The organism is Marichromatium gracile (assembly GCF_004343155.1).
In the GTDB taxonomy this organism is placed as follows: Bacteria; Pseudomonadota; Gammaproteobacteria; order Chromatiales; family Chromatiaceae; genus Marichromatium; species Marichromatium gracile.
Map to the genome: position 1 here is coordinate 17,804 of NZ_SMDC01000006.1, position 15,479 is coordinate 33,282.

At 70.4% G+C, this 15,479-nt stretch carries 12 protein-coding genes; 6 read left to right on the forward strand and 6 right to left on the reverse strand.

What is annotated here, in order from left to right; genetic code table 11:
- Nucleotides 1-240: 240 nt before the first annotated feature.
- Both cobD and EDC29_RS10000 read left to right on the forward strand, forming a co-directional pair.
- Complete coding sequence (cobD, locus tag EDC29_RS09995; RefSeq protein ID WP_123139758.1) at nucleotides 241-1,296, forward strand: threonine-phosphate decarboxylase CobD; 1,056 nt, start codon at nucleotides 241-243, stop codon at nucleotides 1,294-1,296.
- A gap of 68 nt (nucleotides 1,297-1,364) precedes the next feature.
- Complete coding sequence (locus EDC29_RS10000) at nucleotides 1,365-1,820, forward strand: hypothetical protein (protein WP_132229710.1); 456 nt, start codon at nucleotides 1,365-1,367, stop codon at nucleotides 1,818-1,820.
- A 31-nt stretch (nucleotides 1,821-1,851) separates the two neighbouring features.
- Here EDC29_RS10000 and EDC29_RS10005 read toward each other — a convergent pair whose 3' ends face one another.
- Complete coding sequence (locus EDC29_RS10005; RefSeq protein ID WP_123141300.1) at nucleotides 1,852-3,159, reverse strand: ATP-binding protein; 1,308 nt, start codon at nucleotides 3,157-3,159, stop codon at nucleotides 1,852-1,854.
- Nucleotides 3,160-3,213: 54 nt separating this feature from the next.
- Nucleotides 3,214-5,193 carry an SLC13 family permease gene (locus EDC29_RS10010; protein ID WP_132229712.1) on the reverse strand — a complete coding sequence of 660 codons (1,980 nt, stop codon included), beginning with the start codon at nucleotides 5,191-5,193 and terminating at the stop codon, nucleotides 3,214-3,216.
- Nucleotides 5,194-5,302: 109 nt separating this feature from the next.
- Between EDC29_RS10010 and EDC29_RS10015 the strand changes: the two genes are divergently transcribed.
- Nucleotides 5,303-6,034: a retroviral-like aspartic protease family protein gene (locus EDC29_RS10015; protein WP_132229714.1), complete on the forward strand. Its 732-nt coding sequence runs from the start codon at nucleotides 5,303-5,305 to the stop codon at nucleotides 6,032-6,034.
- A 6-nt stretch (nucleotides 6,035-6,040) separates the two neighbouring features.
- Here EDC29_RS10015 and EDC29_RS10020 read toward each other — a convergent pair whose 3' ends face one another.
- From EDC29_RS10020 to ileS, 4 genes are all read right to left on the reverse strand, one after another.
- Complete coding sequence (locus EDC29_RS10020) at nucleotides 6,041-7,087, reverse strand: succinylglutamate desuccinylase/aspartoacylase family protein (protein WP_132229716.1); 1,047 nt, start codon at nucleotides 7,085-7,087, stop codon at nucleotides 6,041-6,043.
- Between the two features lie 9 nt (nucleotides 7,088-7,096).
- The gene (gene rimK, locus EDC29_RS10025; RefSeq protein WP_062273506.1) at nucleotides 7,097-8,002 is read right to left on the reverse strand and encodes a 30S ribosomal protein S6--L-glutamate ligase; all 906 of its coding nucleotides are present in this window, start codon (nucleotides 8,000-8,002) and stop codon (nucleotides 7,097-7,099) included.
- A gap of 90 nt (nucleotides 8,003-8,092) precedes the next feature.
- Complete coding sequence (gene lspA / locus EDC29_RS10030; RefSeq protein WP_123141297.1) at nucleotides 8,093-8,602, reverse strand: signal peptidase II; 510 nt, start codon at nucleotides 8,600-8,602, stop codon at nucleotides 8,093-8,095.
- Nucleotides 8,595-11,435, reverse strand: a complete 2,841-nt coding sequence (gene ileS / locus EDC29_RS10035; protein ID WP_132229718.1) for an isoleucine--tRNA ligase — start codon at nucleotides 11,433-11,435, stop codon at nucleotides 8,595-8,597. The genes lspA and ileS overlap by 8 nt, the downstream gene beginning before the upstream one ends.
- Before the next feature lie 300 nt (nucleotides 11,436-11,735).
- Between ileS and EDC29_RS10040 the strand changes: the two genes are divergently transcribed.
- The 3 genes from EDC29_RS10040 (at nucleotide 11,736) to rlmD (ending at nucleotide 15,450) form a co-directional block, all read left to right on the forward strand.
- Complete coding sequence (locus EDC29_RS10040; protein WP_223806105.1) at nucleotides 11,736-13,016, forward strand: HD-GYP domain-containing protein; 1,281 nt, start codon at nucleotides 11,736-11,738, stop codon at nucleotides 13,014-13,016.
- 177 nt (nucleotides 13,017-13,193) lie between these two features.
- Nucleotides 13,194-14,084 (forward strand): cysteine synthase CysM, encoded by an 891-nt coding sequence (cysM, locus tag EDC29_RS10045; protein ID WP_123141294.1) that lies wholly within the window; start codon nucleotides 13,194-13,196, stop codon nucleotides 14,082-14,084.
- 37 nt (nucleotides 14,085-14,121) lie between these two features.
- A complete protein-coding gene (gene rlmD, locus EDC29_RS10050; RefSeq protein WP_123141293.1) occupies nucleotides 14,122-15,450 on the forward strand; it encodes a 23S rRNA (uracil(1939)-C(5))-methyltransferase RlmD in 1,329 nt (442 codons plus the stop codon).
- Nucleotides 15,451-15,479: the final 29 nt, after the last annotated feature.

A 15,479-nucleotide genomic window follows, 5' to 3' on the forward strand; every position in this document is an offset into this window, starting at 1 on the left:
AGCTGCCAGTCGCCAGCCAGCGGCGCCAGGCTTCCCCACTGGAGGCTGGGAGCTGGAAGCTGGCAGCCCGCAATCAGCCGCCAGCCGCCAGCCAGTGGCGCCGAGTTTCCCCGCTGGAGGCTGGGAGCTGGAAGCTGGCGGCTCGCAATCAGCCACCAGCTTGCACGAACCCCGGGCAACTGGCAGATTGACCGATTGTTTTCCAGCCAGCCATCGCCACCTCGATCCGCGCGCCTCAGCATGACAGCCACCATCGTCCCGATCCATTCCGATCTGCCCCGTCCCGAACACGGCGGGCGGCTGCGTCAGGCCGCCGCGCGCTACGACATCCCGCTGACCGACTGGCTCGATCTCTCGACCGGTATCAACCCCAATGCCTGGCCGGTGCCGCCGCTGCCGCGTGCGCTCTGGGCGCGCTTGCCCGAGACCGGCGATGGGCTGGAGCAGGCGGCGGCGAGCTATTACGGCGCTCCCGGCGCGCTCGCGCTCGCCGGCTCGCAGGCGGCGATCCAGGGCCTGCCGCAGCTGCGCGCGCCCTGTCGGGTCGGGGTGCCCGAGGTCGGCTACCAGGAGCACGCCCATGGCTGGCGGCGGGCCGGTCACCAGTTGGTGCGCCTGCCCGATGGCGATCCGCGTGGCCGGATCGAGGCCGACGCCGCCGAGCCGCTCGACGTGCTGGTGGTGATCAACCCCAACAACCCCACCGGGCGGCGCTGGTCGCGCGAGACCCTGCTGAGTTGGCATGCGGCGCTGGCCGCACGCGGCGGCTGGCTGGTGGTCGACGAGGCCTTCATGGATGCCTCCCCCGAGCACAGTCTGCTCGATGCGGTCGGCCGACCGGGTCTGGTGGTACTGCGCTCGCTCGGCAAGTTCTTCGGTCTGGCCGGGGCGCGGGTGGGTTTCGCCTGGACCGAGGCGCAGTTGCGCCAGCGCCTCGACGCCTGGCTCGGTCCCTGGACGCTGTCGGGACCGGCGCGCGAGCTGGCGCGCCTGGCGCTGCTCGATACCGCCTGGCAGGGCTCGGCGCGGTTGGCGCTGGCGCGCGACTCGGCGCGCCTGGCGGCGTTGCTCGATCGTCACGGGCTGACGCCGAGCGGTGGCAGCGCGCTCTTCCAGTGGGTGCGGACCCCGGCAGCGGTACGTCTGCACGAGGCGCTCGCCCGCCAGGGCATCCTGGTGCGCTTGTTCGAGCAGCCGTCGAGTCTGCGCTTCGGTCTGCCCGGGGACGCGGCCCAGTGGCGCCGCCTGGAGCGTGCGCTGGCCGGACTGGCGGTGTCCGAGGGTGCCTTCGGGTGAGGCCGTTGTGGCTGAGCGTGCCCGCTGCCGCCGTGGTGGCGAGGGACGGGCCGGTGCGCTCGGTATGGATGACGTCGAGCGATGTACCCGCCGAACCGAGTGCGCTCGATGGCGAGCGGATCGCGTTGCCCGAGTGCGCTCCGTGCGGCGCGGTGCTCTCGGTGCACCGGCTCGACGTGCTGCTGAGTATCGGTCGACATGCCGCCGAGCGGGCGCGGCTCGCCGGGGTCGCGCGGTTGCGCGGCGAGGGTCCGTTGTTGCGGGTTGCGATACCGCCGCTCGGTGATCCCTACCCATGGCTCGCCCGGCACGGTGATCCGGTGCTGGTCGCGTTGGTGGGGTTGTGCGTCGCCGCCGGGCAGATCGGGCTGCGCGCCACCGTCGACCCGGCGGTGGCGCGCGCCGCGCGCGCCCTGCACCCGGGGGTGGCGCCCTGGCTCGATCATGCGCCGCCGCCGTGCCCGGTGCCGGTGGCGGCGCGGCGCCCGGCGCCGACACGCCCGCCGCTGGTGCTGGCCGGCTGAGCGCGGCCGCACCACGCTGGGGGGCGTCCGTCTATCCCCGCTCGAACCCGATCTCGCAGCTGTCGGGGTGCGCCGGCGGCGCGTCCTCGAGGATGCGCCGCTTGCCTTCCAGCAAGAAGTCGATCGCCCGTTGCAGGTCGGCCTGGGCGACGCGCTGCTCGGACTCGGGACGCATCGCCGCGTAGGAGGCGGCGAGCAGTACCGCGTTCTGGATGTCGCCACCGGCGGCGCCCTCGGAGTGCGCGGCCAGATCCTGATGGTCGACGTCCGCGGCCAGCGGCAGCTCGGCGGGGATGTGTGCGGCCCAGAGACGCGCGCGCTCGTCGGGGCCGGGGAGCCGGAACTCGACATGGGCGAGCATCCGTCGCAGGAAGGCGGTGTCGTAGTTGCCGACCAGGTTGGAGGCGAAGATCACCGCGCCTTCGAAGTTGTCGAGTTCGATCAGGGTGGTGCTGCGCGCGACATTGATGCTGTTGTCGGCCGATTGCGAGATGTCGCGCAGCCGTCGCCCGAGGATCGAGTCGGCCTCGTCGAAGAACAGCAGCGCGCCGCTCTCGCGCGCGCGGGCGAAGGCCGCCTGGATGTTCTTCGGCGTCTCGCCGACATACATCGACTCCAGCTCGGCATAGCTCACCCGCAGGATCGGTCGGTCGAGCAGATCGGCGATGGCATCGGCGGCGAGGGTCTTGCCGGTACCCGGCGGGCCGTAGAAGTTGAGCGCCAGGCGTCGCCCGGTGCGTGCCACCGCGGCCAGGTTCCAGGTGTCGTAGATCAGCCCCTGGGCGAGCAGTACGTTGGTCGCCTCGCGGATGCGGGTGAGGGTCTCGGGGTCGAGGATGAGTTGGTCGAGGCGGTGACGGGGGCGCTCCGGGGTGATCCAGTCGAGCCGTGGCGTGACCGTGGGGGCGGCGCTTGCCGCCTCGGGCGCGGCCGGTTCGGTCGCGCTCGATTCGGCGAGGGCCTCGGGCTCGGGCGCGAGCCCGGCGGCGCGGGCGATCTCGGGGTCGATCGGCGCACCCTCGGGGTTGGCGTGGGCGCGGCGCGCGAGGGTGGCCTGCCAGGGGTTGAAGTCGATGCGGACCTTGGGGCGCAGCAGTGCGCCGGGGAAGCGGCTGCGCGCGAGGGTGCGCCCGAGCCGCTTGATCAGCGCGTTGGTGGCCGCCGGTTCGGCCTCGATGGTGTAGGGCTCGCCCTGCTCGCGACAGCGCGGGCAGTCGTACATGGGCACGCCCACGGCCTCGATCAGCGGGTGGCCGGGGAGGCGCTTCTCGCCCTGGAGGACGAGTTCGAGCGGGCAGTCGTGGGTCGGGCAGCGTGGGGTTCGGTTGATCAGTGACATGGTCGCGGGTCTGGGCGCCGGCCTGGTGTGGCCGGCGCGACTGTGGGCCGTGGATCAGGGATGGTGGGTGAACACCAGGTTCAGCATGGTCAGCGAGACCACCAGGAACAGCACCGTCATGATACCGCCGGCGCGCAGGAAGTCGGCCACCCGATAACCGCCCGGCCCCATCACCAGGGCGTTGACCTGATGGGTGGGGATGAGGAAGGAGTTGGAGGTGGCGATCGCCACGGTCAGCGCGAACAGCGCCGGATCGGCGCCGACCCCGAGCGCCATGTTGACCGCCAGCGGCACCAGCAGCACGGTGGCGCCGACGTTCGACATCACCAGGGTGAAGGCGGTGGCGAGGATCGCGAGCACCGCCTGCACCACCCACACCGGCACCGCGCCGAGCGCCCCGAGCGCCTGATCGGCGATCCAGGCGGCGGTGCCGCTCTGCTCCACCGCCAGCCCCAGCGGGATCAGCGAGGCGAGCAGGAACACCGTCTTCCAGCTCACCGCCGCGTAGGCCTCCTCGATCGACAGCACCCCGGTGAGCACCATGCCCACGGCGCCGGTGAGCAGTGCGACCGACAGGCGCAGGTCGGTGAACAGGATCAGCCCGAGGGTGAGCACGAACAGCGCCAGCGCCACCGGGACCTTGTGCGGGCGCAGCGCCTCGTGCGGGTACTCGGTGGTGACGACGACGAAGTTGCGGTCGCGCTCGAGCCGCGCCAGATCGGCCCAGGTGGTGTGCACCACCAGCGCGTCGCCGGCGGCGAAGGGGGTGTTGCGCACCCCGCCGGTGGTGTAGTTGATGATGCTGCCGCCGCGATGGATCGCCAGCAGCGACAGCCCGTAGGTCTTGCGCAGCCACAGATCGCGCGCGCTCTTGCCGACCAGCGCCGAGCCCGGCGGCACCACCAGCTCGGCGATCCCCGCCCTGGACTCCGAGACGACCTCGGCGAAGTGGTCGAGTTCGGCACTGCGTTCGAGCCGGTTGGCGGCGACGAAGGCGTCCATCGCCGGTGCGGTGCCGATCAGCGCCAGGCGGGTGTCGGCGGCGATGCCGAGGGCGCGGTTGACCCCGTCGGCGCCGACCCTGAGCCCGTCGCCCTTGTCGAGCGCGACCACCCGCACCGTCCAGGTGCGCTCCATGTCGTCGACGCTGGTACCGACCAGCGGGCTGTCTGCCGGTACCCGCAGCTCGTGGACCGCGCAGCCGTCGAGTTGATAGGTCTCGGCGAGATAGGCGCGGGTGGTCGCGGCCTCGTGCAGCTCGGTCTCGCCGCTCCCGCCGCGCGGCAGCACCAGGCGTCCGGCGATGACGAAATAGAGGATGCCGGTGATCAGCAGGGCGATGCCGATCGGGGCGACGTCGAACAGCGCGAAGGTGCGCAGCGGCGCGCTGTCGGCGGGGAGGGCGTCGTTGGCCTGGAGGATGAGGTCGTTGAGCAGGATCAGCGGACTCGAGCCGACCATGGTGATGGTGCCGCCGAGGATGGCGCAGAAGCCCATCGGCATCAGCAGTCGCGAGATCGGTAAGCGGGTGCGCGCGGCGATGCGCCCGACCACCGGGATGAACAGCGCCGCGGCGCCGACGTTCTGCATGAAGCTCGAGATCACCCCGACGGTGCCCGAGACCAGCGGGATGATGCGCGTCTCGGTGGCGCCGCCGAGACGCATGATCAGCCCCGCCACCCAGGACATGATGCCGGTGCGATCGAGTCCGGCGCCGACGATCATCACCGCGATGATCGAGATCACCGCGTTGCTGGCGAAGCCGTCGAACAGGCGCTCGGGCGCGACCAGTCCCTGTTCGAGTCCGATCCAGGGTGCGACCAGGCTGCTCAGACCGAGCAGTACCATCACGCTGATCGCGGCGACGTCGACGCTCACCACTTCGAAGGCGAAGAGGAAGACGGTGAGCAGCAACACGGCGCTGACCCAGGCGATCTCGACCGAGGGGACGATCCCGGCGAGATAGATGGCGAACAGGGTGAAGAGTGCGGCGGCCAGGTGCTCCCTGGGCAGGGCGCGGATGGCGTCGGTCATCGGGGGTCCTCCTCTCGGCGCGGGCGATGGGTGTGAACCGGCGATCGATCATACATTAACGTTTGCTTATATTTTTCGCTTTTTTCGTCGGCCTGTTAGCCTTGCCGCGATGAAGCGACATGCCCTGATGCTGGTGGTGATGGCCGCGCTGGCGAGCGCGGCGGGGGGAGGCGCGCGCGCCGCGCCCGAGGTCGAGGTGGCGAGTGCGCTCACCCGGCTGGCCGCGCGGCACGACTTCACGGTGAGCGGGATCGAGCAGGTGCGCGGACGCCTCGGGCGGCTGCGCGAGGGCGCGCTGGAGCGGCGGCTGCGCCATCTGCTCGCCGGGATCGATCATGTCATCCTGCGCACCGCCGATGGCCGCGTGCAGCGGGTCATCCTGCCCGGCGGTCGGGGGGCGGTCGCGACGGCCTCGGTGGCATTTGCGCCGGCGCCGCGACCGCCGGCGGTGCTGGCGCTGCGCCGCAAGGGCGCGGCACTGGTGGTGGTGCTGACGCTCGAGTCCGCCGAGGGGCGGCCGAGGCCGCAGCCGTTGCTGGTCGATTCGGGGGCCGCGCGCACCCTGCTGCCGGCGCCGCTGTGCGCCGAACTCGGGCTCGATCTGGAAGGGGTGGCGCCGGTCGCGATCGCGCTCGGCGACGCCGAGGTGCGGGCGCTGCCGGGGCGGCTGGCCGCGGTGCGCGCCGGTCCCAGGCGTCTGGTCGAGGTCGAGGTGGGCTGTGTCGAGGGGCGCGCGCTCGGCGGCAACGCATTGCTCGGCGAGGATCTGCTCGGGCGTCTCGGCGCTCGGCTCGATCGCGACGGCGCGCGTCTGGTGCTCGATCCCGCGCCGGGCGACTGAGTGGTCTCAGAGGATGCTCGGTCCCGCCTCGGTCTCGTCCTCGGGATCGAGCGCGACGCGATACTGCTCGACGGCCTCGACCGCGCTCTCCAGGACGCCGAAGCGGGCGATGTGATAGAGCGCCTCGCCCTCGGTGACCAGCGGCAGGTTGGTGCGACCGATGACGATGCCGCTGCAGGGCGCGCGCACCGGCTCGTCGGCGGGGCGGAAGGGGTCGGTGAGCACCCCCAGGGTGTCGCCGCGCTCGACCTGGGCGCCGAGCGCGGTGAGCGAGAGCAGCACGCCGCTCTGCGGGGCGCGCACCCACAGGCTCGAGCGTGCCACCACCGGGGCGCGCACCCGGGCGCGGCGCCCGCCCGAGGCGCGGATCATCCCCAACCGTCGCATCACCCCGAGGATGCCGCGCACCCCGGCGCGGATCGAGAACTCGTCGAAGCGCAGCGCCTCGCCGGCCTCGAACAGCAACAGCGGGATGTCGTGCTCGGCGGCCACCGCGCGCAAGGAGCCCGGGCGTGGGTCGGCGTCGAGGATCACCGGCGCGGCGAAGGCGCGCGCCAGCTCCGAGGTCTCGGGGCTGGCGTCGAGGGTGGCGCGGATCTGGGGCAGGTTCTCGCGATGCAGCGCACCGGTGTGCAGGTCGATGCCGTGGGTCGCCTTGGTGACCACCTCATTGATCAGGGTGGCGGCCAGGCGCGCGGCCAGCGAGCCGGTGTCCGAGCCGGGGAAGCTGCGGTTGAGATCGCGTCGGTCGGGGAGGTAGCGCGACTGGCGGACATAGCCGTAGACGTTGACCACCGGCACCGCCAGCAGGGTACCGCGCAGGTGACGCAGCGCCGGATGGGCGAGCAACCGGCGGATGATCTCGACGCCGTTGATCTCGTCGCCGTGGATCGCCGCGGTGATGAACAGCCGCGGGCCGTCGCGCCGCCCGCGCAGCACGTGCACCGGCATCGCCACCGGGGTCTGGGTGTAGAGGTTGGGCAGGGTGAGGTCGATGCGGGTGCGCTCGCCCGGCGAGATCTCGTGCCCGGCGATACGCACTGGCTCGGTCATGAGCGCTGCTCAGCCCTGCCCACGGGTGCGGGTCTTGCCGGCGGCGGCGTTCTTCTCGATGAAGGCGATCACCTGGTCGGCGACGTCCTTGCCGGTGGCCGCCTCGATGCCTTCCAGCCCGGGCGAGGAGTTGACCTCCATCACCACCGGGCCGTGGTTGGAGCGGAGGATGTCGACGCCGGCGACGTTGAGCCCCATGATCCGCGCCGCGCGGGTGGCGGTGGAGCGTTCCTCGGGGGTGATGCGGATCAGCGAGGCGCTGCCGCCGCGATGGAGGTTGGAGCGGAACTCGCCGGCCTTGGCCTGACGCTTCATCGCCGCCACCACCTTGTCGCCGATGACGAAGCAACGGATGTCGGCGCCCTTGGCCTCGCGGATGTACTCCTGCACCAGGATGTTGGCCTTGAGTCCCATGAAGGCCTCGATCACGCTCTCGGCGGCCTGCTGGGTCTCGGCGAGCACCACGCCGATGCCCTGGGTGCCCTCGAGGAGCTTGATCACCAGCGGCGCGCCGCCGACCATCTTGATGAGATCGGCGATGTCGTCCGGGGCGTGGGCGAAGCCGGTGATCGGCAGCCCGATGCCCTTGCGCGAGAGCAGCTGCAGCGAGCGCAGCTTGTCGCGCGCGCGGGTGATCGCCACCGACTCGTTGAGCGGGTAGACGCCCATCATCTCGAACTGGCGCAGCACCGCGGTGCCGTAGAAGGTCACCGAGGCGCCGATGCGCGGGATCACCGCGTCGAAGCCGGTCAGCTCCTCGCCCTTGTAGTGGATCGAGGGGGCGTGCGAGGTGATGTTCATGTAGCAGCGCAGCACATCGAGCACCTTGGTCTCGTGGCCGCGCGCGCGCGCCGCCTCCACCAGTCTGCGGGTGGAGTAGAGCGAGGGGTTGCGTGACAGGATTGCAATCTTCATCGCATTCACTGGTCCCTGATGAAGAAAAAGGACCGGGGTGTTGTGCCCCGGGTGGACGACCCTCCCTGGTCGTTGCCGGACACGCCGGCATCAGTCCAGGTGGCGCGGTTCGGGCTGCTCGAACAGGGTGACGATCAGCAGGATGACGACCCCGATGCTGATCGCGCTGTCGGCGACGTTGAAGGCCGGCCAGGGGTTGAACAGGTCCATCGGCAGGAAGGGCAGATAGACCTGGACGAAGTCGATCACATGACCGAGCACCACCCGGTCGATCAGGTTGCCGAGCGCACCGCCGAGCAGCAGCGCCAGTGCCGCGGCGCTCCAACGCTGGTCGCGGCGCAGCCGCCCCAGCCAGATCACCAGCGCGACGCTGACGGCCACGGCGATCAGCGCGAACAGCCAGCGCTGCCAGCCGCCGGCACCGGCGAGCAGGCTGAAGGCCGCGCCCTCGTTGAACACCAGGGTGAGGTGCAGGGTCTCGGTCAGCGCGATCACCTGGAAGGGATCGAGCAGACCGTAGACCAGCCACTTGCTGGCCTGGTCGAGGACCAGCACCAGCAGCGACAGCCACAGCCAGGAACGGGCGCCGGACTCAGCCATAGCGGCGGGTCTCGCCGGCGCCGGCGACGTTCTCGACGCAGCGTCCGCACAGCTCCGGGTGCTCGGCATCGGCGCCGACGTCGGCGCGGCGGTGCCAGCAGCGCACGCACTTGGGGTGGCTGCTCGGCGCGACCATCACCCGCAGCCCCTCGAGCTCGGTGTCCTGGGCCTCCGCGGGCGCCCGCTCGAGCGGCTCGAGCCGCACCGCCGAGGTGATCAGTACGAAGCGTAGCTCATCCTCCAGCCGCTCCAGGGTGGCCAGCAGCTCGGGCGCGCAGTAGAGGGTGAGTTCGGCGTCGAGGGCGGCGCCGATTGCGCCGTCCTTGCGCGCGGCCTCCAGCGCCGGGCCGGTGGCGGCGCGTACCGCGATCACCTGATCCCAGAAGGCGCGGCCCAGCGGCTCGTCCTCGGCGAGGGTGAACAGCCCCGCATACCACTGCTCGATGAACGGGGTCTCGCCGCGCTCGCCGGGGATGTGGCGCCAGATCTCGTCGGCGGTGAAGCTCAGGATCGGTGCCATCCACCGCGCCATCGCCTCGATGATGTGATACATCGCGCTCTGACAGGAGCGTCGCGCCAGGCTGTCGGCCTGGGTGGTGTACTGACGGTCCTTGATGACGTCGAGATAGAAGCCGCCGAGATCGACCACGCAGAACTGCTGCAGCTTCTGGCAGATCAGGTGGAACTGGTAGTCGTCGTAGGCGGCGACGATCTCCTGCTGGAGACGCGCGGCGCGATCGACCGCCCAGCGGTCGAGGGCGAGCATCTCGGCCGGGTCGATCAGGTCGCCGGCCGGGTCGAAACCGTTGAGGTTGGCGAGCAGGAAGCGCGCGGTGTTGCGGATGCGCCGGTAGCTGTCGGCGGTGCGTTTGAGGATCTCGTCGCTGACGCTCATCTCGCCGCGATAGTCGGTGCCCGCGACCCACAGCCGGATGATGTCGGCACCGAGGTTCTTGACCACCGTCTGCGGGCTGACCACGTTGCCCTTGGACTTCGACATCTTCTCGCCCTTGGCGTCGACGGTGAAGCCGTGGGTGAGCACCTGGCGATAGGGCGCGTGACCGTGGATCGCGGTGGAGGTCATCAGCGAGGACTGGAACCAGCCGCGGTGCTGGTCCGAACCCTCGAGATAGAGATCGGCCGGGCGACCGAGTTCGGCGCGGCGGTCGAGCACGCAGGCGTGGGTCACCCCGGAGTCGAACCAGACGTCGAGGGTGTCGTGCACCTTGTCGTAGTGCGCGGCCTCCTCGGCGCCGAGGAGTTCGGCCGGATCGAGCGCGAACCAGGCCTCGATGCCCTCGCGCTCGACGCGCTCGGCGACCTGCTCGATCAGCTCGGCGGTGCGCGGGTGCAGCGCCGCCGTCTCCTTGTGGACGAACAGCGGGATCGGCACGCCCCAGGTACGCTGGCGCGAGATGCACCAGTCGGGACGGCCCTGGACCATCGCCTCGATGCGGTTGCGGCCCCACTCCGGCAGCCACTCGACCTTGGCGATCTCGCCGAGTGCCGCGGCGCGCAGTCCGGCCTGCTCCATGCTGACGAACCACTGCGGGGTGGCGCGGAAGATGATCGGCGTCTTGTGGCGCCAGCAGTGCGGGTAGCTGTGGGTGATGCGGGTCTCGAGCAGCAGTGCGCCGCGCGCCTTGAGCACCTCGAGCACGTGCTCGTTGGCCTTGAACACGTGCTCGCCGGCGAACAGCGCGGTGTCGGGCAGGAAGCGCCCGTCGCCGCCGACCGGATTGTCGACCGGCAGGCCGTAGCGCTGACCGACGAGATAGTCGTCGAGACCGTGGCCGGGGGCGGTGTGTACCGCGCCGGTACCGGCGTCGAGGCTGACGTGCTCGCCGACGATCACCGGCACCTCGCGATCGTAGAAGGGGTGGCGCAGGCGCAGCCCCTCGAGATCGATGCCGCGGGCATAGCCGAGCACCCGGTAGCGCTCGATGCCCCAGCGATCCATGGTGTCCTTGAGCAGGCCCTCGGCGACGATCAGCCGCTCGCGTCCGCCCGGGGCGTCATCGTGCTCGGCCTCGACCACCACGTACTCGAGCTCGGCGTTGAGCGCAACGGCCTGGTTGGCCGGCAGGGTCCAGGGCGTGGTGGTCCAGATCACCACCGCCGCCGGGCCGCTGCCGGCACCGTCGGGGGCGGTGTGACAGCGACCGTCGAGGGCGTCGGGGTCGACCAGCTGGAAGCGCACGTCGATGGCGATCGACTGCTTGTCGGCGTACTCGACCTCGGCCTCGGCCAGCGCCGAGCCGCAGTCGACGCACCAGTGCACCGGCTTGAACCCCTTGTGGACGTGCCCATTGTCGATGATGCGGCCGAGCGCGCGGATGATGTCGGCCTCGAAGCCGTAGTCCATGGTGAGATAGGGGTTGTCCCAGTCGCCGAGCACGCCGAGACGCTTGAAGTCGGTGCGCTGACCGTCGACCTGGCGCGCGGCGTAGTCGCGACAGGCGCGACGGAACTCGGCGGCGCTGATCTTCTGACCCGGCTTGCCCTTCTTCTTCTCGACCTGGAGCTCGATCGGCAGACCGTGACAGTCCCAGCCCGGCACGTAGGGGGCGTCGAATCCGTTCAGGGTGCGCGACTTGACGATGATGTCCTTGAGCACCTTGTTGACCGCGTGGCCGATATGGATGTCGCCGTTGGCGTAGGGCGGGCCGTCGTGCAGCACGAAGCGCTCGGCGCCGGCGCGGGCCTCGCGGATACGCGCGTAGAGATCCATCGATTCCCAGCGTTTGAGCATCTCGGGCTCGCGCTGCGCCAGGTTGGCCTTCATCGCGAAGCCGGTCTTGGGAAGATTGAGCGTCTGTTTATAGTCTGTCACGTCGATCTCAGCGGGTCGGAAAGAGTGGGGCGCGCCGTCCCGGGGCGCGCGTTCGGGGCAAGCTACAAGTCGCCCCGATGATAATCAAGCGGGGGCGTCAACCGTCGGTGGCGCGCCTGGGCCCTGTGTTGACCGCCCGGGTCCCGGTCGCTAGCTTACGGCCACGCCGGAGACCGGCGCAGGTGTGGCGCGCTGTGTGGTGTCGGTGCCGTGCGCGACACGAGATCGTCGGTGAGTCGGCGTGACGCGAGCGGGCCGGTTCGAGTGTCGGGTCCAGTGTCGGTCAATGCAGGTTGCGCCGTGAGCGATAACACACAACACAAACCCAGGCTGCGGATCGGGATGTTCGTGCATCTCGATCTGCCCTGGATGGCGCACCCCTTCTTCACCAGCAGTTTCAAGATCCGCACCCGCAAGCAGCTCGAGACGCTGATGCAGCTCGATCTCGGGCGGGTGCGGGTCGATCTGGCGCGCAGCGACCCGGAGCCGGAGGACCTGCCGGCGGACGACGAGCCCGAGGGCGACGGTGACGCCGAGGTACGCGATCAACTGCGCGCCGATCTCGAGGCCTCCCTGTGGGAGGAGAAGAACGCGCGCATCCGCGTGCTCAAGGAGCGGCGCAAGCGGCTCAACCTCTGCGCCAAGCGCTACCGCCAGTCGGTGGTGCTGGCGCGCAAGCTGATGTCGCACCTGCGCTCGGCCCCGGCGCAGGCGGCCGAGGAGGCCGACGCGCTGGTCTCGCAGATGGTCGAGGACCTGACCGCCGATCACGAGGCCACGGTGCAGCTGGTCAACCTCAAGAGCCAGGACGAGAACACCTATCATCACGCCATCAACGTCATGGCCCTGGCGCTGGTGCTCGGGCGCAAGCTCAAGCTCGATCGCGAGAACCTGCGCCTGCTCGGGCTCGGCGCGCTCTTCCACGACCTCGGGCTGCAGCGCATCCCTTCACAGATCCTGCACAAAAAGGGCGACTGGAACAAGCCGGAACGCGCCCTCTACGAGCAGCACCCGCGCTACGGGGTGGAGATCGCCCAGGCCATCGGCACCCTGCCCGATGCGGTGATCGAGGTCATTGGCCAGCACCACGAGCACCTCGACGGCAGCGGCTACCCGGACGGGCTGAGCGGCAAGGCGCTCGGCGCGCTGACCCGCATCGTCAGCGTGGTCAATCGCTACGACAACCTCTGCAACGGTACCTATAGCGGACGCGGACTGTCGCCGCACCAGGCCGTCTCGAGCATGTATACCAAGGACCGCGCGCGTTACGACCCGCGGGTGCTGACCACCCTGATCACCAATCTCGGGGTCTATCCCCCGGGCACCGTGGTGCGGCTCGAGGACGAGCGCGTCGCGGTGGTGATCTCGATCAACCCCGACGACCTGCTCAGGCCCAACGTGCTGGTCTACTCACCCGAGATCCCCAGCGATCAGGCGCTGATCCTCGATCTCTCGGAGGAGGAGGGCGCGATCCGCGAGAGTCTGCACCAGTCCGAGCTCACCGAGGACATCATCGAGTATCTCAACCTCTCCGACAAGCTGAGCTATTACGTCCAGTCGAGTCCGGCGAAGGGGCGCTGAGCCGTGCTCGGTGGTGCGCGACTCCGGGTTGGCGTAAGTTGAACTCGAACCAGGGGGGGCCGCTCAGCGGCGCCGGGCACCTGTCCGGGCGCCCGCGATCTGGCACAATGCGCCGCCTGCGCGTCGGGCCTGCGCCGGTTCGAACCCATCCCGCCCATCGGTCACGGTAACGAGAACATGTCCTATCCGACCATCGAAGACTTCGTCGGCAACACGCCGCTGGTGCGTCTGCAGCGTCTGCCCGGCGAGACCTCCAACCTGATCCTCGCCAAGCTCGAGGGCAACAACCCCGCCGGCTCGGTCAAGGACCGTCCCGCGCTCAACATGATCCGTCGCGCCGAGGAGCGCGGCACCATCCGCCCCGGCGACACCCTGATCGAGGCCACCAGCGGCAACACCGGCATCGCGCTGGCGCTGGCGGCGGCCATCCGCGGCTATCGCATGGTGCTGATCATGCCCGAGAACATGAGCGCCGAGCGCCGCGGGGCGATGCGCAGCTATGGCGCCGAGATCATCCTCACCCCCGCCACCGGTGGCATGGAAGCGGCCATCGATCTCGCCCTGGAGATGGAGGCGCGCGGCGAGGGCGTGCGTCTCGACCAGTTCTCCAACCCCGATAACCCCGAGGCGCACACCCTCGGCACCGGCCCCGAGATCTGGCGCGACACCGAGGGGCGGGTGACCCACTTCGTCAGCTCGATGGGCACCACCGGCACCATCATGGGCACCGGGCGCTATCTCAAGGCGCAGAACCCGGCGGTGCAGGTCGTCGGCGTGCAGCCGGCCGAGGGGGCGAGCATCCCCGGCATCCGCCGCTGGCCCGCAGCCTATCTGCCCAAGGTCTACGATCCGGCCGGGGTCGATCGCATCATCGACGTCACTCAGCAAGAGGCCGAGGAGACGATGCGTGCGCTGGCCGCGCGCGAGGGCATCTTCGCCGGCGTCTCCTCGGGCGGTGCGGTGGCCGCGGCGCTGCGTCTCTCCGCCGAGGTCGAGGACGCGGTGATCGTGGCGATCATCTGCGACCGCGGCGACCGCTATCTGTCGACCGGGGTGTTCCCGGCCTGAACCCAAATCATCCATAAACGAACGAGTATCCAAGTCCGTGTCGAGAAGAAAACGCAAGCCGCTCCCCCAGGACCCGGTCGAGGTCGAGATCGAGAGCCTGACCCACGAGGGTCGGGGCCTCGCCCACCTCGACGGCAAGGCCGTGTTCGTCGACGGCGCCCTGCCCGGCGAGCGCGTCCGCTTCCAGTACACCCGGGTGCAGCGTCGCTACGACGAGGGCCGGGTGGTCGAGGTGCTGCACGCCTCGCCCGAGCGGGTCGAGCCGCGCTGCGCGCACTTCGGGGTGTGCGGCGGCTGCTCGCTGCAGCACCAGGACACGGCGGCGCAGATCCGCGCCAAGCAGGCCAGTCTCGCCGACGTCTTCACCCGCATCGGCAAGGTCGAGCCCGAGCGTTGGCTCGATCCCCTGGTGGCCGATCATTGGGGCTACCGGCGCAAGGCCCGGCTCGGGGTGCGCCGGGTGGAGAAGAAGGGACGCACCCTGGTCGGCTTCCGCGAGCGCGGCAACGCCTTCCTCGCCGATCTCGAACGCTGTCCGGTGCTGCATCCGGCCGTCGGCGAGCGGCTGGTGGAGATCGGCGCGGCGATCGACGCGCTGAGCATCCGCGACCAGGTGCCGCAGATCGAGGTCGCCGTCGGCGACAGGTCGTGCGTGCTGGTGTTCCGCGTGCTGCAGACCCCGACCGACGCCGACCTGGAGGTGCTGCGCGCGCTCGGCGAGCGCGAGGGCTACCACATCTATCTCCAGGAGGGCGGCCCGGAGACGGTGCGCCCGCTGCCCGGGCACGAGATCGACCTGTCCTACAGCCTGCCGCGTCACGGCCTGACCCTGGAGTTCCTGCCCAACGACTTCACCCAGGTCAACCTCGAACTCAACCGCGCGATGATCGACCAGGCGCTCGGTCTGCTCGACGTCCAGCCCGACGAGACCGTGCTCGACCTGTTCTGCGGGCTCGGCAACTTCACCCTGCCGCTGGCGCGCCAGGCCGCCAGCGTGGTCGGGGTCGAGGGTGACGCCGGGCTGGTGGCGCGCGCCGAGCGCAACGCCGCGCGCAACGGCATCGACAACACCCGCTTCCACACCGCCGACCTCTACGGCGAGCTGGAACTCGAGCCGTGGATGCGCGAGCGCTTCGGCAAGGTGCTGCTCGACCCGCCGCGCAGCGGTGCACTGCAGGTGCTCGACTGGCTGCCGCGGCTCGGTGCCGAGCGTATCGTCTATGTCTCCTGCTACCCCTCGACCCTGGCGCGCGACGCCGATCGCCTGGTCAACGGGCTCGGCTATCGGCTGCGTGCCGCCGGGGTGATGGACATGTTCCCGCACACCGGGCACGTGGAGTCGATGGCGCTGTTCGAGCGCGCCTGAACGGACGCGGCGGGCATTGCCCGCCGTGC

Coding starts and splice junctions, on each gene's coding strand:
- EDC29_RS10010 (WP_132229712.1), bottom strand. CDS start 5,193: ATGACCGACGCCATCCGCGCCCTGCCCAGGGAGCACCTGGCCGCCGCA.
- EDC29_RS10000 (WP_132229710.1), top strand. CDS start 1,365: ATGACGTCGAGCGATGTACCCGCCGAACCGAGTGCGCTCGATGGCGAG.
- EDC29_RS10015 (WP_132229714.1), top strand. CDS start 5,303: ATGAAGCGACATGCCCTGATGCTGGTGGTGATGGCCGCGCTGGCGAGC.
- cysM (WP_123141294.1), top strand. CDS start 13,194: ATGTCCTATCCGACCATCGAAGACTTCGTCGGCAACACGCCGCTGGTG.
- EDC29_RS10005 (WP_123141300.1), bottom strand. CDS start 3,159: ATGTCACTGATCAACCGAACCCCACGCTGCCCGACCCACGACTGCCCG.
- rimK (WP_062273506.1), bottom strand. CDS start 8,002: ATGAAGATTGCAATCCTGTCACGCAACCCCTCGCTCTACTCCACCCGC.
- cobD (WP_123139758.1), top strand. CDS start 241: ATGACAGCCACCATCGTCCCGATCCATTCCGATCTGCCCCGTCCCGAA.
- EDC29_RS10020 (WP_132229716.1), bottom strand. CDS start 7,087: ATGACCGAGCCAGTGCGTATCGCCGGGCACGAGATCTCGCCGGGCGAG.
- lspA (WP_123141297.1), bottom strand. CDS start 8,602: ATGGCTGAGTCCGGCGCCCGTTCCTGGCTGTGGCTGTCGCTGCTGGTG.